This window comes from Phnomibacter ginsenosidimutans (assembly GCF_009740285.1).
GTDB lineage: Bacteria > Bacteroidota > Bacteroidia > Chitinophagales > Chitinophagaceae > Phnomibacter > Phnomibacter ginsenosidimutans.
Genome location: NZ_CP046566.1, coordinates 150,916 through 176,466, shown reverse-complemented (window position 1 = coordinate 176,466; position 25,551 = coordinate 150,916). Strand labels below are relative to the sequence as shown.

The window sequence follows — 25,551 nt, the reverse complement described above, 5'->3', positions numbered from 1 at the left end:
AAAGAGAGAAAAAAGGGCTGTACATTGCTGTATCAGCCCTTTTACCAAAACTAACTGCTTATAAAAAGAAGGTGGAGTAGTTACTTTTTGCCGGTATAAAGTGCTGATATTTCAGCAGCAGTAAGTGCAGTACCATACAAGCGGAACTGGTCTATACCACCTTTGAAAGTTGATGACAACCAGTCGTCATTTTCTTCAGTAGCAGCACCTGGGCCAGCACCAACACGCATTTCAGCAATACGGTTATTGTCGAAATTAATAGGGCCATGACCCGACCAACCACGGATATTCGGATTGGCTACGCCGTCAACATACAAAACAGCCTGACTGTTGGTATGATTGTATACCAAGGCCAGATGATGCCATTTATTATCGCACAAACCTGGAATGGTATTTCCTCCTTCCCAAGTGCTCCAAGAATCCCCGTTGCTTTTATCTACAAACATAGTTTTAACTGCACAGGCAGTATTATTACCCTCTAAGAAGAACAACAATGTGGCACCACTCCAGTGGTTTGCATTATTGACATTGGTTTGCTTAAGGCTCATTAAATACTCAGGTCCGTTGGTACCCTTATTGTTTTGGGTTTGGCCATCTTTTTTAAACCAAATAGAAATGGTAAAGCTCTGTGCTGTGGTAGCCCAATCATTTGGCTTAGCATATTTTACAAACTTTCGGTTAGCTCCCTGTAAAGCCTTACCACTTACACCATCAGTGGAATTGAGTGGATTTTCAGAAGCAAAACTTGCTTTGATGCTATCTACAGCATTCATTAAAGAATTGCTGGTGGTACCATCAAAAGCGGCATAGAACTTCAGTGGTCCGCCGGGTGTATTGCTATCCTTTGGATAATCGCCCAACGCAGGACGATCCATTTTTTGACAACCGGCCAATACCAGCAACGATACAGAAGCGGTAAGCAATCCGGCTGTGAGTTTATTCATTTTCATTGGTTCAATTTTTTGTGAGCATTCAAGAAAAGTGGAAGAAGTAACGGTTGCAGATTGCAGCAACCGCTACTTATCCTATCAGTTGCTTATTGCCATTCAGGATTCTGGACGAGTTTGCCGCCGCTGTTGTCAATTGCTTGCTGAGGAATTGGATAGAAGCGGTGCTTGTTGGTATAACCAGCTGAGCCCAACACGTTGGTAGCAATGCCCCAACGAACCAGGTCGAAGAAGCGGTCGCCTTCGAGTGCCAATTCTACACGGCGTTCCTGACGGATAGCGTTGCGCATTTGAGCCTGACTTTGGAATACCACTTTTGGCAGAATAGCGTTGTCGCCGGCACGGGCCCGTGAACGTACTCTTTCCAGATAGGTTTCAGCCAAAGCGCCATTGCCTGTTTCGTTGGCAGCTTCTGCAGCCAACAGCAATACATCGGCAAAGCGCAATACACGCTGGTTAATCCAACCACCCTGACGGTTGCCGGTAAATGTTTGCTGGCTTGGTTCCGGATATACTTTCTTGTTCCAGTACTTACGAGGAATGGTGGGGAAATCGGGCAATACTTTTCCATACAAGCCATCTGGCTGACCGCTGAAGAGGATGGTTGCATTTTTGCGGGGATCACCTGTTTCGAAGGCATCCACCAGTTCTTGAGTTGGTGTGTTCCAACCCCAACCTAAATCCCAGTCGCCACTACCACGTACACCTTGGTGTACAGCGTTTGGTGCTGAGTAGTTATCGGCGTTGTTGGCACCAATGCTGGCCTGAATTTCGAAGATTGATTCGCTGTTGTTTTCACCGGCGGTTGTCCAGATACCGGCAAAGCTGCTGGTGAGTGCATACTCGCCAGAGTTGATCACTGCCTGTGCCAGGGTTAAACCTTGTGCCCAGTTGCTGCGGGCCAAATAAGTTTTGGCATGCAGAGCTTGTGCAGCACCTTTTGTAAGGCGGCCAGGAAAGCGGCTTGAACCTGCGGCATTCTTCCAGTTGAGTGGCAAATTGGCTGCGGCAAATTGCAGGTCGGCATCAATCAACGCATAGATTTCTGCAATCGGTGCTTTGGGGCGTTGTGCATCTGTGGCACTGTACACCCGGAAGTCGATTTTTGGTACTTCACCAAATGTGCGAACCAGATCGAAATAGGCGAATGCACGGAAGAAACGGGCTTCGGCACGGTTAATTTGCGATGCAGGATCATTGAGCTGCAAAGAGTCGGCAATTTGCAATGCCGTGTTGGCAGCACCAATCAGCGTATAGTGATGATCCCAATAAACAGTATTACTCCAATGGTCTTTTACGTACTGAAACTGATCGTAAATCACACCCCAGTCGGCACCATCTGATGCGCTACTTCCTTTTTCGCTATCATCGCTACGAAAGTTTTGTATGCCCAGCCAGGGAATGCCGCCAAAACCTTGCCCGGCAATATCACCATTGCGGATGGCTCCGTAGAGGCCATAAATCTGGCCTTCGAGGCCACCTTGATTGAGGTCTTCTAGTGTGGCCGAGAGAGGCTTGCGATCCAGGAACTTGTTGCAAGCACCCAGCAATAAACCCATAGCAAGCACTACAACCAGGTAGCTCCCCTTTTGAATTCTTTGTTTCATATGCTGTGTTTTATTGACTTATTTAAAAGTTTACGTTGATACCACCGGTTACTACCATTGGCATTGGGCTGTTACCGTTGTCAATACCAAATGAAGTGGGTGAACCACCGTATTCAGGTGTATAACCAGAATTGCGCTTCCAGGTTTTAAGGTTCTGCGCATTTACAAATACACGGAACGATTTGATTTTGGCTTTGGCCAGCATTGCAGGGCTAAAGTTGTAACCAATCTGAATATTGCGCAAACGCAGGTAGCTACCATCTTCAATACCATACGTGCTTGGCAGGCGGTTGATGGCACGGTTGGCACCCAAAGCAGGATCCCAGTTGCTGGTGCCTTCGCCATGCCAGCGGTTCATTTTAAATGCAGGATAGTTGAAGGTAGTAAATGGCAGTTCTGAGCTACCCCAGTAGCGGTAGATTTCGTTGCCGTACACACCGTTCAGGTCTACGTTAAAATCAAAGCCTTTGTAGTTGAGATTGATAGAAGCACCATACATAAAGTCTGGTGTGGGGTTACCAATCATGGTACGGTCTGTGGCGTCAATTTTACCATCTCCGTTTACGTCTTTGTATTTAAAGTCGCCGGGGCCGTACTCATAACCAACTACTGTAGGCGAACCCAGTTTGTCGGCGTAGCTCTGGTACAAACCTTCTACTACATAACCATAGAAATATCCAATGGGGAAGCCCACTTCAGTTTGGTTGGGGCGTTCTTCGCTGGCAGCAAGTTTAAATGCAATGTCGCCCATTTTGTTGCTAAAGGTGGTAAGGTTACCACTTACACTCAGGGTGAAATCTTTGCTGAAAGTATGGTTATAGCTGGCCACAAATTCAAAACCCTTGTTGCTCAGTGTACCAATGTTGCTCAGGCGCTGACGGTTGTTACCATCTGGTACCAGGCTCAGCAGGTCGTTGGTGGTTTTGTCGTAGTAAGCGGCTTCAACATGCAAGCGGTTTTTCAGCATGTTGAATTCGAGACCTACTTCTTTTGCATCCACGCTTTCCCAACGAAGGTTAGGATCTACGTTGTAAGCCAAAGAATAGGCAGGAGCAATCAGATCGCCAAACACAGCGGTGTTGCCGGTTTGCAGTGCAGGGTAAGCAGGGTAGTCAAAACCATACGTGTTCTGCACACCCAATACACCCCAGCTGGCTTTCAGCTTCATGTAATCGAAGATGTTTTGTTTTTCAAAAAACTTCTCCTTGCTGATATCCCAGGCAGCACCTACGCTGTAGAAGTCTTGCCACTGATCGTTTTCGGGGCGCCATGCAGAGCTACCATCTTTACGGAAAGAAGCATTCAGCATGTATTTGCCCTGATAGTTGTACAACAAACGGATGAGACCAGATACAGTTGCACGTTCTGTTTGGCCAGAAGAGCTACGACGAGAAGCGAGGTCTACAAAACCATTGTTGATGTACCAGAAACGCTTGTCGTTAGGAATGGGGTCGCCGCTGGCAGCCTGGCTGGCATTGGCATACAATCCACGATACTCATTGTAATAAGTAGTAAAACCACCCATTGCTGTCAGGCCATGGTCACCAAAGTTTTTCTTGAAAGTGAGGATATGATCCTGCTGGAATTTCTTCCAGTTTTCACTGTTCTGATAAACAGAAGTGAGGCGGTTGTTACGGTCCACAAAAGTGGTGTTACCCATTTCGGGGTTGTACGTGTAAATGATGGGGTTGTAACCACGGCTGCTCAGGTCGCTCATGTCGCCATACAGGGTAGTTCTCCAGTTGAAGTTTTTCAGGAAAGTCCAATCGAAGAATACGCTGGCTACCATACGGTTTTCGTAGCGCAATTCTTTATCCCACTTGTTTTCGAGGTTCATGAGCGGGTTGCTGATCTGAGCATTCTGAATGGCCAGTTCGCTATACACTCCCAATCCTGCATTGTAAGGCTCGGTGATGGGCAATACACGGCGGGCATCATACAGCAAACCGTTGGCGGCGCTGTAAGGATTGCGCTGACGGATACCATTGAGGGTGAAGCCCAACTTCAGGTTTTTATTCAGGCGAAACTCGTCGTTGATGTTGAACATAATCTTCGACAGTTGCTCATGCTTTACAATACCTTGGTCCATGGTGTAACCAATGCCCATGTAAAACTTGTTCTTGTCGGTGCTGGCGCTTACGCTCAGGTTGCTGGTGCTAAACTGTGCGGTGCGGGTCATTACATCAATCCAGTCTGTGTTACCAGTCCAGGGTGCGTAGTTGAAACGCTGGTTGGCAGGCACACCAATGTTGGCTTGCTCTTCGTCAAACAACAGTTTGAAACCGGCAGCATCCACCATGTCAATTTTATCTACCAACTTTTTGAAACCAAACGTAGTGTTGAAGTTTACGTTGATTTGACCAGCCTTGGCTTTTTTGGTAGTAATGGCGATAACACCAGTAGCGCCACGGGCACCGAAGATGGCGAGTGAAGAAGGATCTTTCAATACTTCGATAGACTCGATATCGTTGGGGTTGAGGAAGTTGATGTTATCGTTCCAGATACCATCTACTACATACAGCGGCTTAATACCACCAATACTAACCGTACCACGAATACGGATATCGGGTTCCTGACCAGGTGTACCAGAGTTTACCACACTCAAACCAGCTACTTTACCTTGCAGTGAAGCAACGGGGTTTACGTTGGGCTTATCGGCTACATCTTTACCGGCAATTTTTACAATAGAACCTGTGAGGTCTCTTTTGCTGGCGGTACCATAACCAATTACCACTACTTCGTTGAGACCGCTGGCTGCTGCCACCAGGCTAAGCGAAAAATTGGTGCGGCCATTTACAGCAATTTCCTGAGTAGCAAAACCTACTGCAGAAATTACCAGTACATCTTTTTCTTCTACCGAAATTGAGAAGTTACCTTCTGCATCGGCAGCGGTACCACTCTTGGTACCTTTTACCAGTACAGATGCACCGGGGATGGGCTTGCCATCGGCGTCTGTGATTTTACCACGAATGGTTTGCGGAGCAGGTGCTTCAAACTCTTCGCTGGAGAGTACAATCAATTCTCCATCGAGCATTTTGTAGCTGATGCCGGTGCCGGCAAACAGTTGGTTGAGCACGTTTACCAGCAATTCATTGTTGGCATTCAGGGTAATTTTACCAGTCTTGTTCAGTACAGTTTGGTTGTACAGAAAGCGGTACTGACTTTTCTTTTCAATTTGCTGAAGTGCCTGCTTCATTTCGGCCGATTCAAGCTTGATGGTGATGCGTTTTTGCGCAAAACCATCGGCATAGGCGTGCATGCAGACAAACAGCATCAAAGCAACAATCATTTTCATAGCAAGCAGCGATTTAGCCAAAAGGGATCGCCTGCCCTTTGTTTGCAGTTGTTGGTGTACTTTCATGTTGTAATTAAATGGGAGGTTATCGAATACAGAGCGTTGTTCTGTTTGGCTGGAACCAGCTCTGGTGAAACTTTCTTGTTTGATGAAGGGGGTAATGTTGGCGCATTGCTCCCTTTCTTTTTTGCATCGGCGTTAGCCGCTATCGTTGGGGTTGGGTATTGGTGTCATAAGCAAGCGGTTTATTTGGTAGATTTTGAAATGAGAATGCTGTTGCCTTTCATAGAAAAGTGGAAAGGCGTTGCCAATTGCATGGCTTCCAATGCCTGCGCCACTGTTTCATTTTCGAAGCGGCCAGTAAAGCGCATTTGCTCCAGCTCATGGTGGGCAAACACGATTTCTACACCATACCAGCGTTCCATTTTATCGGCTACTTCTCTAAAAGATTCATCGTTGAAAGCCAGCGTATTGTTTACCCAGGCCGTTTCTACTGGAAAAAGTTCATCTGGTTTTACCACCAGCTTTTGCATCAACGGAATTTGTACCACAGTGGCTACCCGGTTTTGCTTTTGCAAAGCAGAACCAGCCATAGCGGCCGAAGTTTGGTTGATACCACCGTCATCTGTTACTACCAGTTTATCGCTGGGCTTGAGGTAATAGGTTTTATCGGGACTGCTATTGAGGGTCACTTCCACTTTGCCATGCAGCAGGCTGGTTTCCGAACGGGTTTCGTTGGGGTAAGCCCTCACGTTGAACACAGTTCCGGTTACTTTAATATTGATCTTAGAAGTATGGATGTAAAACGGCACTTCTTTGTTGGGTTTTACATCAAAATAGGCTTCGCCACTCAGGGTGACATCGCGGCTCGATACGCCGAAATCATTGCCATAGGTCAGTTTGCTATCTGCATTCAGCCATACTTGTGTGCCATCGGGCAACACTACTTTGCTGCGAGAGCCTGGGCGGGTAGACACCTGATTGGCTTTGGCCAGTGCAGGTTCTTCCATTTGCTTGGCTTCGGTGCCAGGCATCCACCACATGGCAGCAACCAACACGGCAGCGGCTGCCGCAGTACTTACCCATGTAATCGGCTTTTTCAACCAACGTAGCTTGGCGGCGGTTGTGGATGTCTGGGTTTGAGAAGCAGTTTCTTGTATTGAAAAATCGATGCCTTGCTGCTGCATTTTCAGCACCAGTTTGTCAAAATCGGCTTCGGTTTGTGCAGCGGCTGAATCGGATGCCTGTAACTGACCTTGCCATAATGCTTCAAGGGCTTGCAACTCCTGATGCAACTCGGGCTGGGCGCTGAGTAAATGGTTCAGCTCCCTGGACTCAGCATCAGTGGCTTCGCCAGTCAGTTTTTTAGTAAAAAGGAACCAGGCACGGTTTTCCATAGGTCAAGCAGTGCGATAAGGACAACGCTTCCGGCATTTTCCCCCAAAGCAGGACTGAAATTTTTTAAGATTTTTTTGTGGTATAGCAGCAACCGCCGCTTTAGAGCAGCTTATCACGCCTTTTGGCGAACTTTTTGACGGGCTGGCAGCACAGCCTGTAAGGCTTGTCCAATTTTGCGAACAGCAATAGCCAGTTGATTTTCAACTGTTTTGGGTTGAATGTGTAGCAGCTCCGCCACTTCTTTTTGCTTGAGGCCGTCCTCTTTTACCAGCTTAAAGATGATTTTACATTGTGTGGGCAGTTCGGCCACTACTTTGGCCAGCTGCTTTCGCAGTTCTGCATTGATGAGAAGCTGTTGCGGATTGGCATTGAATGCTTCCACTTCGACCTGCAAATCATCCATTTGCAGGGTTTGGTGCTTTTTCTCAATGCGCAGGTAATTGAGGCTCACATTTCGGGTAGCGATGTACAAATACAGTTTCAGGTTTTGAATATGGTCCAGCGTTTTTCGCTTGAGCCAAACCCGTACAAACACATCCGATACAACCTCTTCGGCAGCTTCGCGGCTGTGGCAAATAGACAAGGCAAACTGCAATAAGCGGGGCTGCAGCCGCACAAAGAGCTCCTTGTAGGCCTGTTGGTCTTCAAAAGCAGCTATTTTATGCTGTAATTCTGAAATGTGTAAATGCTCGTACATCCCCGCAATCGTTGCCGTAAAAATAGCAGGAAACGGGATAATAAATTTTCTGATTTATATCAGGTTTGACTTGGAGAGACCAATCTCAACGTGAAGGATGATTTCAAATTGTTGATTATCAATGCCTTTAAAGTCGGGAACATTCTTTTCCTCATAGGTGAATTGACCAACACTCTGTAAAATGGCAGCCAGCTGAGGGGCTTTCAAAGCCTATTCACCTCAAAAAACAAAAAAGCAGCCGCTATCTCCGGCAGCTTGCTTCTTACCCCGAAATGATACAGAATCTGCTACGTCGCTTTCCCTAAATCTCCTACATTTGCCGCCGCAGAAGACTACACTGCAGGACTCTTAGCTCAGGTGGTTAGAGCGGCTGACTCATAATCAGCGGGTCGGGGGTTCAAGTCCCTCAGAGTCCACACCACAGAAAGCAGTTGACTACCACCAATGGGCAACTGCTTTTTTTATGGGTATCAATAACCAGCAGCGTACCAAAAGATTGTTGATGGATAAATGCCTGCTTCCGAAGATATTTGCGCAGCTTTCGGGCAATCGGAATGGCTTTTTCTTTTAACTAATTGTTTTGGTGCCCCCTGCTACCTTAGCCAACTTTAATCATCATTATGCGGATTCTGACCGTTCTCATCTCGTTGTTTTGTGCTCAAACGGTGCTGGCACAAACTACTCCTGTTGATTCTTTAGCAAAAGCCAAACAGGCCAAAGCGAAATACGATTACAACAAACTGAACCTGAAAAACCGGGCCAACGACCATTTTCTGATTCAGTTTGGTTACGACAGTTGGGCTGGTGCGCCAGATAGCCTGCGCATTACAGGTTTGGGTCGCCACCTGAATATGTACGTGATGTACGACATGCCCTTTAAAACCAACCCCCAGTGGAGCGTAGCCATTGGTGCCGGCCTGGGCAGTAGCAATATCTTTTTCGAAAAAACAGACATCCGCCTCACCAGTACTGCTACCTCCAAATCAGTAGCGTTCCGCAATGTGGCCGATACCAATCACTTCAAAAAATACAAGCTCACCAATGTGTGGGTGGAAGCTCCTGTAGAACTGCGCTGGGTAAAAAATCCGGCCAACCCCAATAAGAGTTTCAAAATAGCCATTGGCGCTAAAGTAGGTACCATGATTAGTGCTTACACCAAAGGCAAGAACCTGCAATCCAGTGCCGGCAATTCTATTTACGGCAATAAATACACGCAAAAAACCAAAGAACGCAGCTTCTTCAATGGTACCCGCCTGGCAGGTACCATTCGGGTAGGCTACGGGGCATTCAGCCTGTACGGTGCATATCAGGTAACCGGTTTGTTTAAAGAAGGCGCCGGCCCTGAAGTAATGCCCTACAGCATTGGTTTGAGCATTGGCGGTTTGTAAGTGGTTACCTTTACCCACTACCGGAAATAAAACCTTGCCTCACGGTAAGGTTTTATTTTTGCCCTCATCATTTACATCGTTCGCATACTTTGATAGAAAAACAACAAATCAAGCAGGCTGAAACAGCCATATTGGTAGGTCTGATACACCAGCATCAAACAGATGCCCAAACCAAAGAATACCTCGACGAGCTGGCCTTTTTGGCTGAAACCGCCGGGGCTGTTGCCGTGAAACGCTTTTGGCAAAAGCTGCCTCACCCCGACAAAGCCACGTTTGTGGGCAAAGGCAAGCTGGAAGAAATTGGCACTTACGCCAAGCTGAAAGGCGTCGATCTCCTCATTTTCGACGACGAACTCAGCGGCTCGCAAATCAGCAATATTGAAAAAGCGACCGGTGTAAAAACCATCGACCGCAGCGATTTGATCCTGGACATTTTTGCCCGCAGGGCCAAAACTGCCCAAGCCCGTGCACAGGTAGAACTGGCCCAGTACCAATACCTGCTGCCGCGTCTGCGAGGCATGTGGAAGCACCTGGAACGACAAGGGGGCGGCATTGGTACCCGTGGTCCCGGCGAAACAGAAATTGAAACAGACCGTCGTATTGTGCGGGATAAAATTTCTTTGCTCAAAAACAAACTGAAGGAGTACGATAAACAGGCTTTTACACAACGTAAAGAACGGGGTGAGTTTATACGCGTAGCATTGGTGGGCTATACCAACGTGGGCAAAAGCACCATCATGAACCTGCTGAGCAAGAGCGAAGTATTTGCTGAAAACAAACTCTTTGCCACCCTCGATACTACTACCCGAAAAGTGGTGTTTGAAAACACGCCTTTTCTACTCAGCGATACCGTTGGTTTCATACGCAAACTGCCCCACCACCTGGTAGAAAGTTTCAAAAGCACTTTGGATGAAGTGCGGGAAGCCGATGTGCTGCTGCATGTGGTAGATGTGGGTCATCCGCAATATGAAGACCAATACAATGTGGTAAACAAAACCCTGCAGGATTTGAATGCCCACGACAAGCCCGTTATTACTGTTTTCAACAAGCTGGACCTCTACGAAAAGAACACGTTCGACGAATGGCTGGATGACGAAATCAAACAACAGTTGCTGAAAGACCTTGAAGCCCGGTGGCAGCGGGAAACGCATTACAACGCTGTGTTTATTTCGGCATTGGAAAAACGAAATGTGGAAGGCTTACGCAAAACCATACTCGACAAAGTGCGGCAACACTACGCGGTACGTTATCCGTACAAAACCAATTTTTACTAAGCCATTGGTGCAGCTGCAAACATGGCCGAAATACCGGCTTTGTTTTTATCGTTGCTCATAAGCACACTGTTGGTTTGTACCAAGTGCAGCCAGCAGGTTTTTTTTGCCGCATGTTGCTGCAGCAGTTGCATCATTTGACTGATGGATACATCGTAGCCAGCCACCAGCAGCAATGCCGTGTCGTTATCATTGGCATTATCTTTCCAATGAATGGGTATCAATTGATTGTTGATGCGCAAAAACGAAGGCTTTTCAATCGTGGGTGGCCAGCCTATGGCATGCCAAGTAATGGTTGCAGGTATTTCTTGTTCGGCTGCTTTCTTACGCATGAGTCTGCTCAATGCACTGATGGATGCCCGCATTCCAATGCCCATGTATAACAACCCCCTATACAGAAATGCACCACTGCCCTGAAAATGCTTTTGCACAAACAACTGCATGGCCTGATAAAACACCCGCACATAATTCAGGCTGCCTTTGGCGGTGCTTTCTCCTTTGAAATGAATGATAGCGGATTCGGCAAAGTACGCATTGTAAAAACCGGCCTGCCTGATGCGGTAGCTCAGGTCAATGTCTTCGCCATACATGAAGAATTTTTCATCGAAACCGCCAATCGTATCGAGCACAGATTTACGCACCAGCATATAAGCGCCAGCCAATACATCTACTTCGGCAGTTGTGTGCTCTGGCAAATGCCCCATATAATAGCGGGCAAAGCGTGGCGATGTGGGAAAAATTTTGTACAAGCCCAACTGCTTGTACAAACTGGTAGCTGGTGATGGAAAGCCCCGTTTTGATTCGGGCAAAAAACGGCCGGCACCGTCCAGCATTTGAATGCCCAACCCGCCACAGCGTGGATGTGCCTGCATATACGCCAATGATTTCTCCAGCGCATCTTCAGCCACAATAGTGTCTGGATTGAGAAAGAGTACATACTCCCCTTTGCAACGCCACAAAGCATCGTTATTGGCACAGGCAAAACCAACGTTGTGAGCTTTGTCAATAAAACTTACTTCCGGAAACAGGGGCTGCAGGTACGCTACACTGCCATCATCGCTGTCGTTGTCTACCACAAAAATTTCGGCTTGCAGCTGTTTGGTAGCCCGCCGTAGCGAAGCCAGGCATTGCTCTGCAAACAACCGCACTTTGTAGTTGACGATGATGATACTCAGCTGCATACGAAATGTAGGCAGCAAGGTTAGTTAATTATACGCAATTGCCCCCTGCTGCGGCAAGGATACCTGCGGCAATACGTTTACTTTTGCCGCCATGTTAGCACAAGTACTGAAAGAAGCCGTGACTGCCGGTGCAGCACAATTAACATACTACTTCAACAATCCGGAACTAAAGACAGCCTACAAAGCCGGTGGCGTAAACGACCTGGTAACCGAAGCCGACCATGCGGCCGACAAAGCGATTATTGAAGTGATCCGTTCTTATTACCCCGACCATTTTATTTTGAGTGAAGAAACAGGCAATGTGGCTACTGACAGCGAATACAAGTGGATTATTGATCCCATTGATGGCACCATCAATTTTGCGCAGGGCATTCCGCTTTGCTGTGTGAGCATTGGTCTCGAAAAAAATGGTGAGATGATTATGGGTGCAGTATATGCGCCCATCCTGAATGAATTCTTTTTTGCAGAAAAAGGAAAAGGCGCCAGGCTGAATGATAGCCCTATTCATGTGAGCAGCAGAAAGGATGTATTACATGCCTGTTTGGTAACTGGTTTTCCTTACACCTACATCAACGATGCCAACGGACCGCTTGAATGTTTTGAACGATTTATTCGCAGAGGTATACCGGTGCGCCGCCTCGGTAGTGCGGCTATTGATTTGTGCTGGGTAGCTGCTGGCCGGTTCGATGGTTTTTATGAGCACAAACTCAATGCATGGGATAGTGCAGCGGGCTGGCTGATGGTAGAAGAAGCCGGTGGTAAAGTTACCAATATGGAAGGTGAAACTTACAATCCGTACAAGCCTCGCATCGTAGCAACTAACGGCATCATTCATGATGAGTTGCTGCAATGGCTGCAAGGCAACGTACCTGCGTAAGGACGAAGAACGAGGTACGAAATACGAAGTGGGAAGTACGAAGGAGGAATTTCGAAGGAGGAAGTGGGATACCATTTGTAACTTGATGACATTTCAGTAATCAAAACACACACACTATGCCAGCTACAAACCTCATTCAAAGAATGTTTCAATATGCCGTTGATGTTGCACAACTTACCCAAGCACTCCCCTACACAGCAATCAATAAAGTGTATAACGCACAAATCATAAGGTGTTCTTCTTCCGTGTATGCAAATTACAGAGCTGCTCAAAGGGCGAAGTCATCAGCAGATTTTATTCATAAACTAAAAATAGTAGAAGAAGAATGCGATGAAACAATCGGCTTTTTGACTTTGTTGAAATCATTCAATCCACCTATGGAAACCCGCATCAACGAATTGATTCAAGAAGGTGACGAACTGCTACGCATTATCGTAGCTTCTATCAACAGCATGAGAAAAAGAATATCCAATCAAAACAACCCCTCATAAATTTCAAATGATGAAGACAAGTAACCAAGTGTAACCACTTCGTACTTCGTACCTCGTCATTCTAACCTATAGTAATATGGAACGAACAGAAGTAAATACCCTCGGTGAGTTTGGTTTGATAGACCACCTCACCCGCAACAACGAAACCAAGCAAGCGTCTACACTACTGAGTGTGGGCGATGATGCTGCCGTGATCGATCATTTTGGTAAGCAAACAGTCATTAGTACGGACTTGCTGGTGGATGGTGTGCATTTTGATTTGATGTACACACCGCTCAAACACCTAGGCTACAAAAGCATTGTGGTTAACCTGAGTGACATTTATGCCATGAATGCCACGCCTACACATGTTACCGTTAGCATTGCCTTCAGCAATCGCTTTAGTGTAGAAGCGCTGGATGAATTATACGAAGGCATGTACGCTGCCTGCGAAAAATACAATGTAGACCTCATTGGCGGCGATACTTCCACATCACCCAAAGGGTTGGTGATAAGTGTAACCGCTGTAGGCGAAGTAACGCCCAACGAATTTGTGACAAGAAGCGGTGCTAAAAAAGGCGACCTCATTTGCGTAAGCGGATATCTCGGTGGTGCCTATCTCGGCCTTACCTTGCTGGAGCGGGAGAAAAAGATTTTTCTGGAAAGCCCCGGTGTGCAACCCGACCTTGAAAACGAAGCCTACATTGTTGGTAAACTCCTGAAACCGGAAGCAAGAAAAGATGTGATAGAATGGCTGGCCGAAAACAACATCAAGCCCACCAGCATGATGGATGTAAGCGATGGCCTAAGCAGTGAAGTATTGCACATTTGCAAACAAAGCCAATGCGGTGCAGTACTGTACGAAGAAAAAATACCGGTACACAACGATGCCCGTCAGTTTGCATACAAACTGGAACTTGACCCAACCGCTTGTGCACTAAGCGGTGGCGAAGACTACGAATTACTCTTCACCATTGACCAAAGTGATTATGAAAAAATGGTGCTGAACGAAGAAGTGAGTGTAATTGGTTACATCACCGAGCCGGAGAAAAAACCAACCATCATTACTAAGGGTGGCAACACTTACGATTTAATTGCGCAGGGTTGGCAGCATCAATAATTCAGGTTCACTTTTATTGCATACATCTACATGCGTTCCTATCGTTGGATTATCATCGCATTCACCGTGGTTGCCAGCATCTACTGGACCAAAACCCTGCTCATTGACGGGCAGGATGAAGTAAGCATTTACGACCTTCCTAAACAACTGGAAGAAGAACGCAGCTCATGCATTGTATATCCCGTTGATGGCACATCGATGGAGATATATGCACTAACGAAAACTGCAGCCGAAGAAGACCGGTTGTATTTAATAGCCAAAGACATTGACGTAACCATTCCTCCCAGGTATCATGTACTGAAAGACAGTGGTTATGTATTGCAAGTGTTTGGCCAATACTATCACGGCAAAGGCATACCTGCACAGTATATGTATGTGCAGCCCAAGCCACCCCGGCTGCGGGTGTTTCTGTACGATTCTGTTGCGTTGATTCGTCAATAATTAATGCAGTACCGACGATAGAAATGCCTTGGTAGCAGCGGTTACATCTGCCGCTCCATCCAGCGATTTGATGAAAGCACTACCAATGATGGCACCATTGCTGTATGCTGCAGCTGCTTCAAAGCTGGCTTTGTCTTTTACGCCAAAACCTACCAGCACGGGGTTGCGCAACTGATACGATTGCAAACGCTGCAAATACTCTTGCACTGGCGAAAAAGCTTTATCGCCGCCGGTGGTGGAAGAGGAAGAAACGGCATACAAAAAGCCACTGCTCAGGCTATCCAGTTTTTTGATGCGTTCTTCCGAAGTTTCGGGTGTGACGAGGAAAATAAAATCGAGGCCATATTGTTTGATGATGGCACCATATTCCGTTTCAAACTCATACTCTGGCAAGTCAGGCAAAATCAAACCATCTACACCCACTGCTGCGGCATCGGCACAAAACTTTTCGAAGCCATATTGCAATACCGGGTTCATGTAGCCCATTAAAATAACTGGAACGGACACGGAGTTACGCAGGTCTTTCAGCTGTGCAAAAAGCGTTTCAATGGTCATGCCGTTGGCAATGGCAATGCTACTGCTCTGTTGTATCACCGGGCCATCGGCCAATGGATCGCTATAGGGCATGCCGAGCTCAATGAGGTCGGCACCATTGGCTTCCAAAGCCTGCATGATGGAAAGGGTATCATCCAGCTTTGGATAGCCGGCGGTTACGTATACGTTGAGTACGTTGTGTTGCTTGCGTTGGAAGAGTTGTTTTATTCTGCTCATAACAAATGATTGAACCACAAAGGCACGAGGGAGGCACGGAGAGCACAAAGTTGAAATGGATTGTATTAAATAAGATTACTAAACAACAATTCGAAGATCCTTGTGCTCCTTGTGGCTTCTTGGCGTCTTTGTGGTTAAAGGTGGTTCATATACGTTGCCAAATCTTTATCGCCGCGGCCACTCAGGCAAATCACCAACACGTCTGTGGCCGACAATTGCAGTTGATCAATCACCGCAAACGCATGAGCGGTTTCCAGTGCGGGGATGATGCCTTCTGTTTTAGCTACATGAAAAGCCGCTGCCAAAGCTTGCTCATCGGTAGCACTCAAAAAGATGCCGCGATGGGTATCGAACAGGTTGGCATGCATGGGGCCGATGCCGGGATAATCGAGGCCGGCTGAAATGCTGTGTGGTTCTACCACTTGCCCGTCGGCGGTTTGCATCAACAGGCTTTTGCTGCCATGCAAAATACCGGGTGTGCCGAGTGCAGTAGTAGCAGCACTCATGCCAGAATGTACACCATGACCCGCAGCTTCTACTGCTACTATTTTCACAGCTGGTTCATCTACAAAATGATAGAAGGCGCCTGCAGCATTGCTACCACCACCTACACAGGCCATTACATGCGTAGGCAGTTCGCTACCGGTTTTGGCTTTCAGTTGCTGGCGTATTTCTTCGCTGATGACGCTTTGAAAACGAGCCACCATATCGGGGTAAGGGTGCGGCCCTACCACACTGCCAATGATGTAATGCGTATCGTTGGGATTGTTCGATCCAGTCGCGGATGGCTTCGTTGGTAGCATCTTTCAAGGTTTTGCTGCCAGAAGTTGCAGGCACTACTTTGGCACCGAGCATTTTCATACGGGCCACGTTGGGTGCCTGACGTTCGATGTCTTTTTCACCCATGTACACAATACATTCCAAGCCTTTGAGGGCACACACAGTAGCGGTAGCTACGCCATGTTGTCCGGCGCCGGTTTCGGCAATGATGCGCTTTTTGCCCAGCCGCTGTGCCAGCAAAATCTGGCCCACAGTATTGTTGATTTTATGTGCCCCGGTGTGGCACAAATCTTCCCGCTTGAGGTAGATGGTTGCGCCAAATTCTTTGCTCAGGCGTTCGGCCAAAAACAAAGGCGTAGGGCGGCCCACATAATCCCGCAGCAGTTGCTGAAACTCTTGTTGAAATTCTGCCTCGTACATAATGTCGAGGTAGCGGGTACGCAGCTCTTCCACATTGCGGTGCAACATTTCAGGAATATATGCACCACCAAACTTGCCGTAATAACCCTGCGCATTGGGTTGTTTGTATGAAGTTGTCATCGTCATTTTATTTTTACCACAGAGGAAGCGGAGGTATACACAGAGTATCACAGTGTTCTCTGTGTGTACTCCAACGCCTCTGTGTTTATTTGCTCTGCATCAGTTAATTGGTTAAATGTGAATTGTGTGCCTAATGATTGCCACTTGTTTCCTGCTTTGTTCCTTCGCCATCGAGCTTTTTCCATTGTGACTTTGGCAATTTGTTTACCAGATCATAAAAAGCCATGAAAGTTAGATTATTGTCCATCCCATAATCAGTTATCGTTTTTGAAGTGCCATCCGCAAAATGGAAAACAAGATTGGCTGCTGCTCTGTCAGCACCGCCTGAATTCATATCCAGCAAATCATGCTCATTTACCCTCCCTATCATTTGCCATATCAACTTAGCAAATCCACTGTCTGCTACCATGGTATAGAAGGCAGCCTCTTCTTTTGTAGGATTTGGACTGTAAGCCGAATTCCGTAACTCGAGCATCGGAGCATTGGTTTTCGAAAAAGTGTAGAGATAACGAGGCTGAGGCACCCACGCACTAGTTGTCCAGTATTCAATTTTCACTACTTTTTTATGTACGGGCCTTTTAGATGATTTAATCCAGTATCCATTTTTCATTGTAATGGTATCTGTTTTGTATTCGAAAGGAACACCCATTTGTTCCAAATGTTGGAAAGCATAAATCCATTCAAAGTTCCCTTTCCTTAATGGCCTAACAAAACTGGGCAAATAGCCATGATTATTGGGAGGGGAACAGATTGAATATTCACCATTCATTTGCATACACAAAAAAACTGTCTGGAATGCAAGAGCCCGTTGCGTTTGATCTACGAGAGTTATGCTATAATCTTGTAATTTATCACCATTTAAATCTAATTTGGTAATCGGTTGCAATGAATCAAACATCTTCGAAACTATTGGACCTACATCTTTCCAGCCAAGTTTCTTCTGCGCAGTGTCTATGTTAAATAATATGTAGCGCTTCCCAAAGGTACCGGTACCATAAGCCTTTTCAAAGCCTTTGATGGCAGCTAGCGGGATGCCTGTTTGTGCATCTACTGAAGCAGTGCAGAAGAGTATGCTTAAAGGCACAATGAATAGTCGTATTATCCTGCACTTAGTTTTCATCGTCAAATAGTACTTCCATTTTTTTACCACAGAGGAAGCGGAGGTATTCACAGAGTACCACAGTGTTCTCTGTGTGTACTCCAACGCCTCTGTGGTTATTTGCTCAATCATGTACAGCAGTTGAAGTGAGTGACACAACGAAGCTGCCACTTGCACTGCTGTTGGTATCAAAATGCTTTTATGTCGTTATAAAACTGGCTCACTTTGTGCATGTCTTTTACGCCGGGGCTGGTTTCAAATTTGCTGTTGACATCGAGGGCAAACAGTGCTTTAGCAGCAGGCTCCTGCATAAATGCATGCACGTCTGCTACATCATCGGGACCAATGCCACCGCTCAAAAAATAAGGCTTGCCTACATCTACGTTTTTCAGCAAATCCCAGTTGAATTTTTTGCCGGTTCCGCCGTAAGTATTGTCAGCACCTTGTGTGAGGGGTTGTGTGTCGAACAGAAACATATCGCACATGTCCATGTAGTCACGAATCTTATACGATACGTCGTCATTCTCTGCAATGCGAAAGGCTTTGACAACAGAAATGTAGTCGGCAATTTTTTCGCAGAACTTGGGGGTTTCGTCGCCATGCAGCTGCACCAGTTGCAGTCGGCATTCATCCACCATGTGTTTTATTTCGTCGATGCTGGCATTGACAAACACACCAACCTTATTAATAGTTTTAAAATTTTTGATTTGAAGTGTAGTCATGTGGCGCAACGCATAGCGGGGGCTTTTGGGATAGAAAATGAGGCCGCCAAAAGTGACGTCCATTTTTTCCAGCGCATCCATTTGCGCAGGTTCTGTCATGCCACATACTTTTAATCTCATACCGATTCGTACAGTTGGTTGAATTGTTTTCCGAATTCGGCAAAGGCAATCGCAGGATCGGCTTGCTTCATAAAATACTCCCCAATCAAAAACCCGTCGAAGCCGTGCTGCTTCAAATATACAGCAGCTTCGGCACTGTGAATACCGCTTTCGGCAATACGCAATTTATGAGCAGGCAATGCATTGGCCATCCTGATGCTATGGTCAAGATTGACTTCGAAATTTTTGAGGTTGCGGTTGTTGATGCCCACCATATCCACCGCTTCGCACACATGTGCCAGTTCGTCTTCGGCATGCAATTCCAACAACACTTCCAGGCCAATGCTTTTGGCTTCTTCGGCCAGCTCCAGCACCTGTGCGGGTGTGAGGATGGCGGCAATCAATAAAATCAAATCGGCACCATAGGCTTTGGCTTCGTGCAACTGATACGCGTCAATGGTAAAGTCTTTGCGCAGCAAAGGGCAATCTACCAATGATGCCGCCGTTGCTAAGTCTTGCAGGTTGCCGCCAAAAAAATCAGTGTCGGTGAGTACGCTGATGGCAGCTGCTTGTTGGCTGCAATAACCGGGAACAATTTGTGCTACGGTAGCACCTTCTTTTATCCAGCCCTTGCTGGGCGACTTCCGCTTGAACTCTGTAATAACCGCCGGCTGTGCACCACTGCGAATGCGTTGCACCGCAGACACACATGGCTGCTGATATGCAGGCATATTTTGCAATTGCGACAGCGGTACCTGCTGTTTGGCCAGTGCCACTTCTTCGTGCTTGCGTTCAACAATGCGGTCTAAAATATTTTTCATTTACTGCAGGTTGATGAGGGTATCCAAACATTGTTTTGCCTTGCCGCTTTCCAGGCTATCTACGGCAGCGAGATAGGCATCATCGTAGCTGGCATACTGGCCGGTGCAATGCAAAGCCATGGCGGCATTGGCCAGCACCACGGCATTCTGAGCCCAGGTGCCTTTGCCAGCAATGATGTTGCGGAAAATGCGGGCCGCCGCTTCCACGGTGTCGCCACCATGTATGTCTTGCTGCATAACCAACCGCTTGCCCAACTGCTGTGGCGTCATCATACATTCACCTTGGTTAGTGAGCACTTTGGTGTCGTTGGTCAGCGATATTTCATCATAGCCATCGAGGCTGTGGATGATGGTAAACGGTTTGCCACCGAGTTGTAAAAAGTAGTTGTAAATGCGGGCCATTTCGAGGTTGTACACACCCACCAACTGATACGCAGGGCGGGCAGGGTTGACCATGGGGCCAAGCATGTTGTAAAAGGTGCGAACACCCAGATTTTTACGGATGGGGCCTACCATTTTCAACGCCGGATGAAACATGGGGGCATGCATGAAGCAAATATTCGCTTCTTCTACTTCCCGCTTCAGCTTGGCATTGTCGTTGCTAAACTTGTACCCAAGTTGCTCCATCACGTTGCTGGCACCGCTGATGCTGCTGGCGCCGTAGTTGCCATGTTTGGCCACTTTTTGTCCGGCACCGGCAACAATAAAGCAAGCCAGCGTAGAAATATTGAATGTGTTTTTGCCATCGCCACCGGTACCAACAATGTCAATGGTTTTGTGATCACCCAAATCAACGGGCACACACAATTCGAGCAAGGCATCCTGAAAGCCTTGCAGCTCATCGATGGTAATGCTGCGCATGAGGTACACGGTCATGAATGCAGTGATTTCATGCTCGTTGTACAAGCCCTTGCCCACACCCAGCAGCACTTCATACGCTTGCTGGCGGCTCAGGGTTTTATGTTCGAAAAGATGTAAGAGTATTTTTTTCATAAATCGTCTTCAACTGGGATTATTGGGATGGGTGAGATGTGTGAGATGTGTTTTGATGTAAATACATTGTCTTAACTGAGATAATGAGGATGGGTGAGATTTGTGGGATGAATGCAATGAATAAGTACTATGGTTTGAATCTTTTGTTTTGTAATCGGTGAAACTGTAGTCTTGGTGTACCAAAGTTGATCAGCAACCCTACCTCTAAATTGTATGCTTCTAAATAATTGATGGCTTGTGCCAGATGAACGTCTTCCAATTTGGTAAGTGCCTTCAGTTCTACACTAATAATGTTCTCTACCAAAAAATCTACTCGTCTGGTTCCTATTTGTTGTTCTCTGTAAAAAATGGGCATTTCAAACTCCCGTACAAAGCTCAGCTCATGATGTGGTAGTTCGATAGCTAATGCTCTTTGATAAATGAGTTCCTGAAAGCCAGGGCCAAGCCTGTTGTGTACTTCCATGGCGGCACCAATTATTCGCCTCGTTAAATCAGCATGTTTTTTATCAAACGTTTGCTCCATTTTTCTTCAGTGTTTAAATATCACATGGCACCTTTCATCCCACTCATCCTAGCATCCCACAAATCCCAGTTTTAGACATTCAACCAATTCCGCATGATCTGTTCCCCCATCGGTGTGAGGACACTCTCAGGGTGAAATTGTACGCTTTGCACATCATAAGTTTTGTGTTGCATGGCCATGATGAAACCGTGGTCATCTTCTGCTGTAATTTCTAGTTCGGCCGGCAGTGTTTTTTTATCAACTACCCAACTGTGATAGCGGCCAACATCGAATGTACTGGGCATGCCTTTGAAGAGTTTGGCATTGGTAGTGGTTACATGACAAGGCATGGCTACACCGTGGTACACTTCGCTCAGGTTGATGAGGCTGCCGCCTAATGCCTGCGCAATGGCCTGATGCCCCAAACACACGCCCAGTATGCTTTTGCTGGCAGCGTAGGTTTTGATGAGGGGCAGCAACAAACCAGCTTCTTCGGGTATGCCCGGACCCGGCGATAAAATGATTTTATCGTAGTCCTGCACCTTTTCCAACGGCAACTGATCGTTGCGGTGTACCTCTACTTTTTCACCGGTGATGTACTCCACCAGATGCACCAGGTTGTAGGTGAATGAATCGTAATTATCGAAAACTAAAATGCGCATAGAAACCCTCCTAAATCCTCCCTAAAGGGAGGACTTTATACTCACTGATTGTTGTGATTTGATTTAATAATTTCATTTGTTATCCTTCGAATTTCATTAACTACCGATTCTACATTGCCGAAAACTTCTTTGTTATTGAAACGAATAATCGTGTATCCCCATTCTTTCAAATCCTTCTCTCTTACCGCATCCCTTTCCGCTACTTCAGGATTGTCATGAACACTACCATCTAACTCTATCACCAATTTTGCTTTGTGGCAATAAAAGTCGGCAACATAAATACCAATTGCATGCTGCCTTCTAAACTTCAATCCCTTTCGATCCAATTTCAAAAACTGCCACAGTAATTGCTCTGCAGCTGTCATCTCATTCCTCAATTGCTTGGCCGCTTCAAAAATCTGCGGTGCTGTTCCATGAAGCATTCCACCTTCTTTAAAAGACTCCAAGTCTTTTCGATCTTCTAACTTTTTCTTCTTCTCGTTCATGGGTGTGAAAAATGTTGTGTGTGACCCTCCTAAATCCTCCCTAAAGGGAGGACTTCTAGCGGGTTGCTATTTCAAAAGATTTTACAATTCATGGATTCTTTTATGGCTTTTTCATCTTTTAAGTATTCGACTAAATTTCATCATCATTCTAAAAATCTTAACCCGTCTTAAAGTCTCCCTTTAGGGAGATTTAGAGGGTTTCAGCCAACTCAATGGCCATTTTCAAAGCGTTCAGTTTGTTGTTCACTTCCTGCAGTTCATTTTCAGGCACACTCTTAGCCACCACACCGGCACCGGCCTGGCAGTACAACGTATTGTTGCGACTCATGAAAGTGCGAATCATGATGGCGTGATTAAACGAACCATCCAAACCAATGATGCCAATGGCACCGCCATAGTAACCACGCTGCGTAGGTTCCAGCGCATCTATCAGTTGCATGGCTTTGTATTTGGGGGCGCCACTCAAGGTGCCGGCCGGAAAAGTATCGGCCATAATATCAAATGCTTTTGCCGCAGGCTTTACCGTGCCGGTTACCTCACTCACCAGGTGAATGACATGACTGTAGTAATGCACTTTTTTATAGTCGCTTACATGCACATGATCAGCATGGCGGCTCAGGTCGTTGCGGGCCAAATCTACCAGCATCACATGCTCGGCATTTTCTTTGTCGTCTTTGGTCAATCGTTCTGCTTCGGCGGCATCAACTGTAGCATCGCCGGTACGTTTAAACGTGCCCGCAATTGGATGCACCACCGCTTTGCCTTGCTCACTAATGATGAGCTGACTCTCAGGCGATGAACCAAACAACCGGTAATCGCCATAATCAAAAAAGAACAAATACGGCGACGGATTGATGCTGCGCAAAGCCCGGTACACATTAAATTCATCGCCACGGAAAGGCTGCGCAAAACGGCGGCTCAATACAATCTGAAACACATCGCCACGGTAGCAGGCGGCAATGCCTTTTTCTACATTGCTGATGTATTGTTCATTCGTCAGGTTGCTGGTTTCGGCACCGGCTTTAGCAAAAGGATAGGTCGGCAAATCTTTGCTGTAGATAAACGATTCCAGCGATGCCAGTTCGCTTTCTACACCCTTCACTTTGTTTTCGCAGATGTACATTTCATCTTTGAAATGATTGATGGCAATCACGTATTGGTACAACCGGTACCGAAGCAAATTGCTGGCGGTAGTGCTTTCTTTGGCCGCATCAAATTGTATGCTGTCGAAAAACTGCACGGCATCGTAACTGGTGTAGCCAAAAAAACCTTGGGCCGCTTTTACACTGCAGTCGCCGCTGGCGGTAAATGAGGCAAGGTATTCATTCAGCGCCGGCACCAAATCCTGTGGCTTGGCCAGTTTTTTCCGTTCTGGTTCGTGACCCGGAAATTTAAACTCCACCGTGTGCAGGTCAATCGCTTCAAAGCCGGCAATGGCTTGTACGCCAATAAAACTCCAGCTGTTTTCAGCGGCATGAAAGTCGGCGCTTTCCAGCAAAATGGTATCCCGAAAGCGGTCGCGGAGGCGCAGGTAGATGCCCACCGGCGTCAGCATATCTGCCAGTTTCTTTTTGCAGGTGGTGTCAATGTTAAATGTGGCCATGGTATCAGCATTAAAAAAACAGAGGCCCCGACAGTGTCGAGGCCTCTTGCAATTAGTTTATAGTTGTACACAACAGGGGCTACCCGACACTTATCGTATCAGTTGCCACCACCAAATATTGTGTTGAGTAAAATTCATCGGGCACAAAATTGGGAAACCATTTCAATCTGCCAAAAAATATTTTGGGGCTGTGAGCGACAGTGCAGGTATCGGCTGTTGTTCCCGCTATCCGCTTGTAGTCCTCGCTGCGCCTCGACTGAGTCGAGGCTGGCTGCGGGCTACCGCTACTATCTGGCAGCCCTTTAGCAGATGAATAGATGGCAACAAGCCATCACCGACAAATGAAAAGTAGGAGATGTTAGATGACAGATGTTGGATGTTAGTTGGAGAAAAGACCCATCGCAAAAGTTGGTAGTTTTAGGCGCAATCCGTAAAAATTTTTATCCGTCAAATCTGCGTACCCAAAAATCTCCATCCCCAAATACCACAACAAAATAATGTAACGAACATGTACACGGGCAAAGCGAACGCTGAACAACAAACCACAAACTCTAAATCCTTAAATAACAGCACTTGTCAACCTACAAACCCAAAAGTCCATCCACCGCCTGCACCGCCTTCTGCAACCGTTCTTCATAGCCGCCGCTGATTTCAACCCAAGGGGTATGTTGTTGTATCAGCATGTCGCGGTAAATGTGGTAGAGTTCCTGCCGGGGCTTTTCATCGGGATATTCCCGCAATTCATCCTGCACCCAGGGCAGGTCGGGCTTGCAGAGCAGGTACAAATCGTAGGGCCGCTCGGCAATGCGGTTGAGGATCCACGTGTGGCAATCGCCAAACACATATTCGCACCACACTTTCATCACCTGCATGTCGGTATCGAGAAAGAGAAATTGTTGTGAAGAGTCGGAAAGTCTGGAAGTCCGGAAGTCCGGAGTTGCATCGTTGGTATTTGTAGTGGCTGTTATTGAAGAACATCCTTCCTCACTTCCCATCTTCCCGTCTTCCCGTCTTCCCGACTTCCGAACTTTCTCACTGTATTCCTCTTCCAACGCTATCTGTCCTTTGGCAATCGTCAGCAGGTCGTCGAACTGATAATCGCGGCCGTTGGTGAGCAACCATTCCCGGGCAAACTCGGGGCACCATTCGGTGGCATAATGCTGCGCCAGCATTTCGCACAAAGTGCTTTTGCCGGTACTCTCCGGTCCTATAATCACAATTTTCCTAAGCATATCTCTGATGGTTGGGCCGAGGCCGAAACACGAAATTGCTACTTTTTACCGAGAGGTTGCAGCAGGTGTAGGAAAAGCTGATGAAGGCGATGCAGTACAAGTGAACACTTCTTCCACTGGAAGAAGCGAGACAACGATGCTGCCACAGGGCACTTGGCTGGTTCACAAATTATAATATCACCAATTCAACCATTTACCCCTCTCCTAATCTCTCCCCGCTGAGGAGAGGAACTACTGTATTATTAATCTGTGCATCTGTGGCTATTTTTTGCCACGCATGCACAGATTAAAACAACAGCAATGCATGATTTGTATTCAATACTAGGCCAAAAATCTATGCATTTGTGGCCATTGTATCATTTCGCCCCGCTGGGGCTTGCTATACGTTTGTGGTCGCTTCATTCCATGGGCTTCACCCATGGCTATGCATATTTCGCCCCGCTGGGGCTTTGATATAGTTTTTGGATAGTAGTACTCAGACATCAGTGAAAATCCGTTCCATCCGCAAAATCAGTGTCCCATTGTATTTCTTCCGCGTACCATAAAATAG

General features: G+C 46.7%; 24 protein-coding genes and 1 tRNA gene. 7 read left to right on the top strand and 18 right to left on the bottom strand.

Annotated elements, in window-relative coordinates; genetic code table 11:
* Positions 1-80: 80 nt before the first annotated feature.
* The 5 genes from GLV81_RS00780 to GLV81_RS00760 form a co-directional block, all read right to left on the bottom strand.
* A complete protein-coding gene (locus GLV81_RS00780; protein ID WP_157475973.1) occupies positions 81-950 on the bottom strand; it encodes a LamG domain-containing protein in 870 nt (289 codons plus the stop codon).
* 86 nt (positions 951-1,036) lie between these two features.
* Positions 1,037-2,554 carry a RagB/SusD family nutrient uptake outer membrane protein gene (locus GLV81_RS00775; protein ID WP_157475971.1) on the bottom strand — a complete coding sequence of 506 codons (1,518 nt, stop codon included), beginning with the start codon at positions 2,552-2,554 and terminating at the stop codon, positions 1,037-1,039.
* Positions 2,555-2,576: 22 nt separating this feature from the next.
* Entirely contained in the window at positions 2,577-5,849 is a 3,273-nt protein-coding gene (locus tag GLV81_RS00770; protein ID WP_197428811.1) for a TonB-dependent receptor, read from the bottom strand.
* A 245-nt stretch (positions 5,850-6,094) separates the two neighbouring features.
* Positions 6,095-7,246, bottom strand: coding sequence for a FecR family protein (locus tag GLV81_RS00765; protein WP_157475967.1), 1,152 nt, complete (start codon positions 7,244-7,246; stop codon positions 6,095-6,097).
* Between the two features lie 113 nt (positions 7,247-7,359).
* On the bottom strand, positions 7,360-7,944 hold the full coding sequence (locus tag GLV81_RS00760) for an RNA polymerase sigma-70 factor (RefSeq protein WP_157475965.1): 585 nt from the start codon (positions 7,942-7,944) through the stop codon (positions 7,360-7,362).
* A gap of 342 nt (positions 7,945-8,286) precedes the next feature.
* Between GLV81_RS00760 and GLV81_RS00755 the strand changes: the two genes are divergently transcribed.
* The 3 genes from GLV81_RS00755 to hflX all read left to right on the top strand — a co-directional run bounded on the left by GLV81_RS00755 (position 8,287) and on the right by hflX (position 10,606).
* Positions 8,287-8,360: transfer RNA gene (locus GLV81_RS00755), tRNA-Ile, on the top strand.
* Between the two features lie 204 nt (positions 8,361-8,564).
* Positions 8,565-9,332 carry a hypothetical protein gene (locus tag GLV81_RS00750; RefSeq protein ID WP_157475963.1) on the top strand — a complete coding sequence of 256 codons (768 nt, stop codon included), beginning with the start codon at positions 8,565-8,567 and terminating at the stop codon, positions 9,330-9,332.
* An 89-nt stretch (positions 9,333-9,421) separates the two neighbouring features.
* Positions 9,422-10,606: a GTPase HflX gene (hflX, locus tag GLV81_RS00745; protein WP_157475961.1), complete on the top strand. Its 1,185-nt coding sequence runs from the start codon at positions 9,422-9,424 to the stop codon at positions 10,604-10,606.
* Here the strand turns inward: hflX and GLV81_RS00740 are convergent.
* Positions 10,603-11,802 (bottom strand): glycosyltransferase family 2 protein, encoded by a 1,200-nt coding sequence (locus tag GLV81_RS00740; protein WP_157475959.1) that lies wholly within the window; start codon positions 11,800-11,802, stop codon positions 10,603-10,605. The two genes, hflX and GLV81_RS00740, sit on opposite strands and share 4 nt — an antisense overlap.
* Before the next feature lie 73 nt (positions 11,803-11,875).
* Between GLV81_RS00740 and GLV81_RS00735 the strand changes: the two genes are divergently transcribed.
* The 4 genes from GLV81_RS00735 to GLV81_RS00720 all read left to right on the top strand — a co-directional run bounded on the left by GLV81_RS00735 (position 11,876) and on the right by GLV81_RS00720 (position 14,692).
* Positions 11,876-12,661, top strand: a complete 786-nt coding sequence (locus GLV81_RS00735; RefSeq protein WP_157475957.1) for an inositol monophosphatase family protein — start codon at positions 11,876-11,878, stop codon at positions 12,659-12,661.
* Between the two features lie 116 nt (positions 12,662-12,777).
* Positions 12,778-13,152, top strand: a complete 375-nt coding sequence (locus tag GLV81_RS00730) for a four helix bundle protein (protein WP_157475955.1) — start codon at positions 12,778-12,780, stop codon at positions 13,150-13,152.
* 76 nt (positions 13,153-13,228) lie between these two features.
* Positions 13,229-14,251: a thiamine-phosphate kinase gene (thiL, locus tag GLV81_RS00725; protein WP_157475953.1), complete on the top strand. Its 1,023-nt coding sequence runs from the start codon at positions 13,229-13,231 to the stop codon at positions 14,249-14,251.
* A 30-nt stretch (positions 14,252-14,281) separates the two neighbouring features.
* Positions 14,282-14,692 (top strand): hypothetical protein, encoded by a 411-nt coding sequence (locus GLV81_RS00720; RefSeq protein ID WP_157475951.1) that lies wholly within the window; start codon positions 14,282-14,284, stop codon positions 14,690-14,692.
* On the opposite strand, the gene trpA is transcribed toward GLV81_RS00720, so the two are convergent.
* The 12 genes from trpA to GLV81_RS00665 all read right to left on the bottom strand — a co-directional run bounded on the left by trpA (position 14,693) and on the right by GLV81_RS00665 (position 25,001).
* Positions 14,693-15,463 carry a tryptophan synthase subunit alpha gene (trpA, locus tag GLV81_RS00715; RefSeq protein WP_157475949.1) on the bottom strand — a complete coding sequence of 257 codons (771 nt, stop codon included), beginning with the start codon at positions 15,461-15,463 and terminating at the stop codon, positions 14,693-14,695.
* Positions 15,464-15,597: 134 nt separating this feature from the next.
* Positions 15,598-16,170: a pyridoxal-phosphate dependent enzyme gene (locus tag GLV81_RS21645; protein WP_425500007.1), complete on the bottom strand. Its 573-nt coding sequence runs from the start codon at positions 16,168-16,170 to the stop codon at positions 15,598-15,600.
* Positions 16,103-16,783, bottom strand: coding sequence for a pyridoxal-phosphate dependent enzyme (locus GLV81_RS21640; RefSeq protein ID WP_425500006.1), 681 nt, complete (start codon positions 16,781-16,783; stop codon positions 16,103-16,105). Before GLV81_RS21640 ends, GLV81_RS21645 begins: the two co-directional genes overlap by 68 nt.
* 130 nt (positions 16,784-16,913) lie before the next feature.
* A complete protein-coding gene (locus tag GLV81_RS00705; RefSeq protein ID WP_157475948.1) occupies positions 16,914-18,014 on the bottom strand; it encodes a hypothetical protein in 1,101 nt (366 codons plus the stop codon).
* 56 nt (positions 18,015-18,070) lie between these two features.
* Positions 18,071-18,724: a phosphoribosylanthranilate isomerase gene (locus GLV81_RS00700; protein WP_157475947.1), complete on the bottom strand. Its 654-nt coding sequence runs from the start codon at positions 18,722-18,724 to the stop codon at positions 18,071-18,073.
* On the bottom strand, positions 18,721-19,524 hold the full coding sequence (gene trpC, locus GLV81_RS00695; protein ID WP_157475946.1) for an indole-3-glycerol phosphate synthase TrpC: 804 nt from the start codon (positions 19,522-19,524) through the stop codon (positions 18,721-18,723). Before trpC ends, GLV81_RS00700 begins: the two co-directional genes overlap by 4 nt.
* The gene (trpD, locus tag GLV81_RS00690) at positions 19,525-20,517 is read right to left on the bottom strand and encodes an anthranilate phosphoribosyltransferase (RefSeq protein WP_157475945.1); all 993 of its coding nucleotides are present in this window, start codon (positions 20,515-20,517) and stop codon (positions 19,525-19,527) included.
* Between the two features lie 127 nt (positions 20,518-20,644).
* Entirely contained in the window at positions 20,645-21,040 is a 396-nt protein-coding gene (locus tag GLV81_RS00685) for a GxxExxY protein (RefSeq protein WP_157475944.1), read from the bottom strand.
* Positions 21,041-21,111: 71 nt separating this feature from the next.
* A complete protein-coding gene (locus GLV81_RS00680; RefSeq protein ID WP_157475943.1) occupies positions 21,112-21,681 on the bottom strand; it encodes an anthranilate synthase component II in 570 nt (189 codons plus the stop codon).
* A 41-nt stretch (positions 21,682-21,722) separates the two neighbouring features.
* Positions 21,723-22,166, bottom strand: coding sequence for an endonuclease domain-containing protein (locus GLV81_RS00675; protein ID WP_197428810.1), 444 nt, complete (start codon positions 22,164-22,166; stop codon positions 21,723-21,725).
* Between the two features lie 190 nt (positions 22,167-22,356).
* Positions 22,357-23,769 carry an anthranilate synthase component I family protein gene (locus GLV81_RS00670; protein ID WP_157475942.1) on the bottom strand — a complete coding sequence of 471 codons (1,413 nt, stop codon included), beginning with the start codon at positions 23,767-23,769 and terminating at the stop codon, positions 22,357-22,359.
* A 581-nt stretch (positions 23,770-24,350) separates the two neighbouring features.
* Positions 24,351-25,001 (bottom strand): AAA family ATPase, encoded by a 651-nt coding sequence (locus tag GLV81_RS00665; RefSeq protein ID WP_157475941.1) that lies wholly within the window; start codon positions 24,999-25,001, stop codon positions 24,351-24,353.
* Between the last annotated feature and the right edge of the window lie 550 nt (positions 25,002-25,551).

Bases quoted from the DNA above. Each gene is read 5' to 3' on its own strand.
- GLV81_RS00765 (WP_157475967.1), bottom strand. From the start codon at position 7,246: ATGGAAAACCGTGCCTGGTTCCTTTTTACTAAAAAACTGACTGGCGAA.
- GLV81_RS00720 (WP_157475951.1), top strand. From the start codon at position 14,282: ATGCGTTCCTATCGTTGGATTATCATCGCATTCACCGTGGTTGCCAGC.
- trpC (WP_157475946.1), bottom strand. From the start codon at position 19,524: ATGAAAAATATTTTAGACCGCATTGTTGAACGCAAGCACGAAGAAGTG.
- GLV81_RS00705 (WP_157475948.1), bottom strand. From the start codon at position 18,014: ATGATTGAGCAAATAACCACAGAGGCGTTGGAGTACACACAGAGAACA.
- GLV81_RS00680 (WP_157475943.1), bottom strand. From the start codon at position 21,681: ATGCGCATTTTAGTTTTCGATAATTACGATTCATTCACCTACAACCTG.
- GLV81_RS00780 (WP_157475973.1), bottom strand. From the start codon at position 950: ATGAAAATGAATAAACTCACAGCCGGATTGCTTACCGCTTCTGTATCG.
- GLV81_RS21640 (WP_425500006.1), bottom strand. From the start codon at position 16,783: ATGACAACTTCATACAAACAACCCAATGCGCAGGGTTATTACGGCAAG.
- thiL (WP_157475953.1), top strand. From the start codon at position 13,229: ATGGAACGAACAGAAGTAAATACCCTCGGTGAGTTTGGTTTGATAGAC.
- GLV81_RS00760 (WP_157475965.1), bottom strand. From the start codon at position 7,944: ATGTACGAGCATTTACACATTTCAGAATTACAGCATAAAATAGCTGCT.
- GLV81_RS00700 (WP_157475947.1), bottom strand. From the start codon at position 18,724: ATGAGATTAAAAGTATGTGGCATGACAGAACCTGCGCAAATGGATGCG.
- GLV81_RS00775 (WP_157475971.1), bottom strand. From the start codon at position 2,554: ATGAAACAAAGAATTCAAAAGGGGAGCTACCTGGTTGTAGTGCTTGCT.
- GLV81_RS00730 (WP_157475955.1), top strand. From the start codon at position 12,778: ATGCCAGCTACAAACCTCATTCAAAGAATGTTTCAATATGCCGTTGAT.
- GLV81_RS21645 (WP_425500007.1), bottom strand. From the start codon at position 16,170: ATGGTGGCTCGTTTTCAAAGCGTCATCAGCGAAGAAATACGCCAGCAA.
- GLV81_RS00750 (WP_157475963.1), top strand. From the start codon at position 8,565: ATGCGGATTCTGACCGTTCTCATCTCGTTGTTTTGTGCTCAAACGGTG.
- trpA (WP_157475949.1), bottom strand. From the start codon at position 15,463: ATGAGCAGAATAAAACAACTCTTCCAACGCAAGCAACACAACGTACTC.
- GLV81_RS00675 (WP_197428810.1), bottom strand. From the start codon at position 22,166: ATGAACGAGAAGAAGAAAAAGTTAGAAGATCGAAAAGACTTGGAGTCT.
- GLV81_RS00770 (WP_197428811.1), bottom strand. From the start codon at position 5,849: ATGAAAATGATTGTTGCTTTGATGCTGTTTGTCTGCATGCACGCCTAT.
- trpD (WP_157475945.1), bottom strand. From the start codon at position 20,517: ATGAAAAAAATACTCTTACATCTTTTCGAACATAAAACCCTGAGCCGC.
- GLV81_RS00685 (WP_157475944.1), bottom strand. From the start codon at position 21,040: ATGGAGCAAACGTTTGATAAAAAACATGCTGATTTAACGAGGCGAATA.
- GLV81_RS00735 (WP_157475957.1), top strand. From the start codon at position 11,876: ATGTTAGCACAAGTACTGAAAGAAGCCGTGACTGCCGGTGCAGCACAA.
- GLV81_RS00665 (WP_157475941.1), bottom strand. From the start codon at position 25,001: ATGCTTAGGAAAATTGTGATTATAGGACCGGAGAGTACCGGCAAAAGC.
- GLV81_RS00670 (WP_157475942.1), bottom strand. From the start codon at position 23,769: ATGGCCACATTTAACATTGACACCACCTGCAAAAAGAAACTGGCAGAT.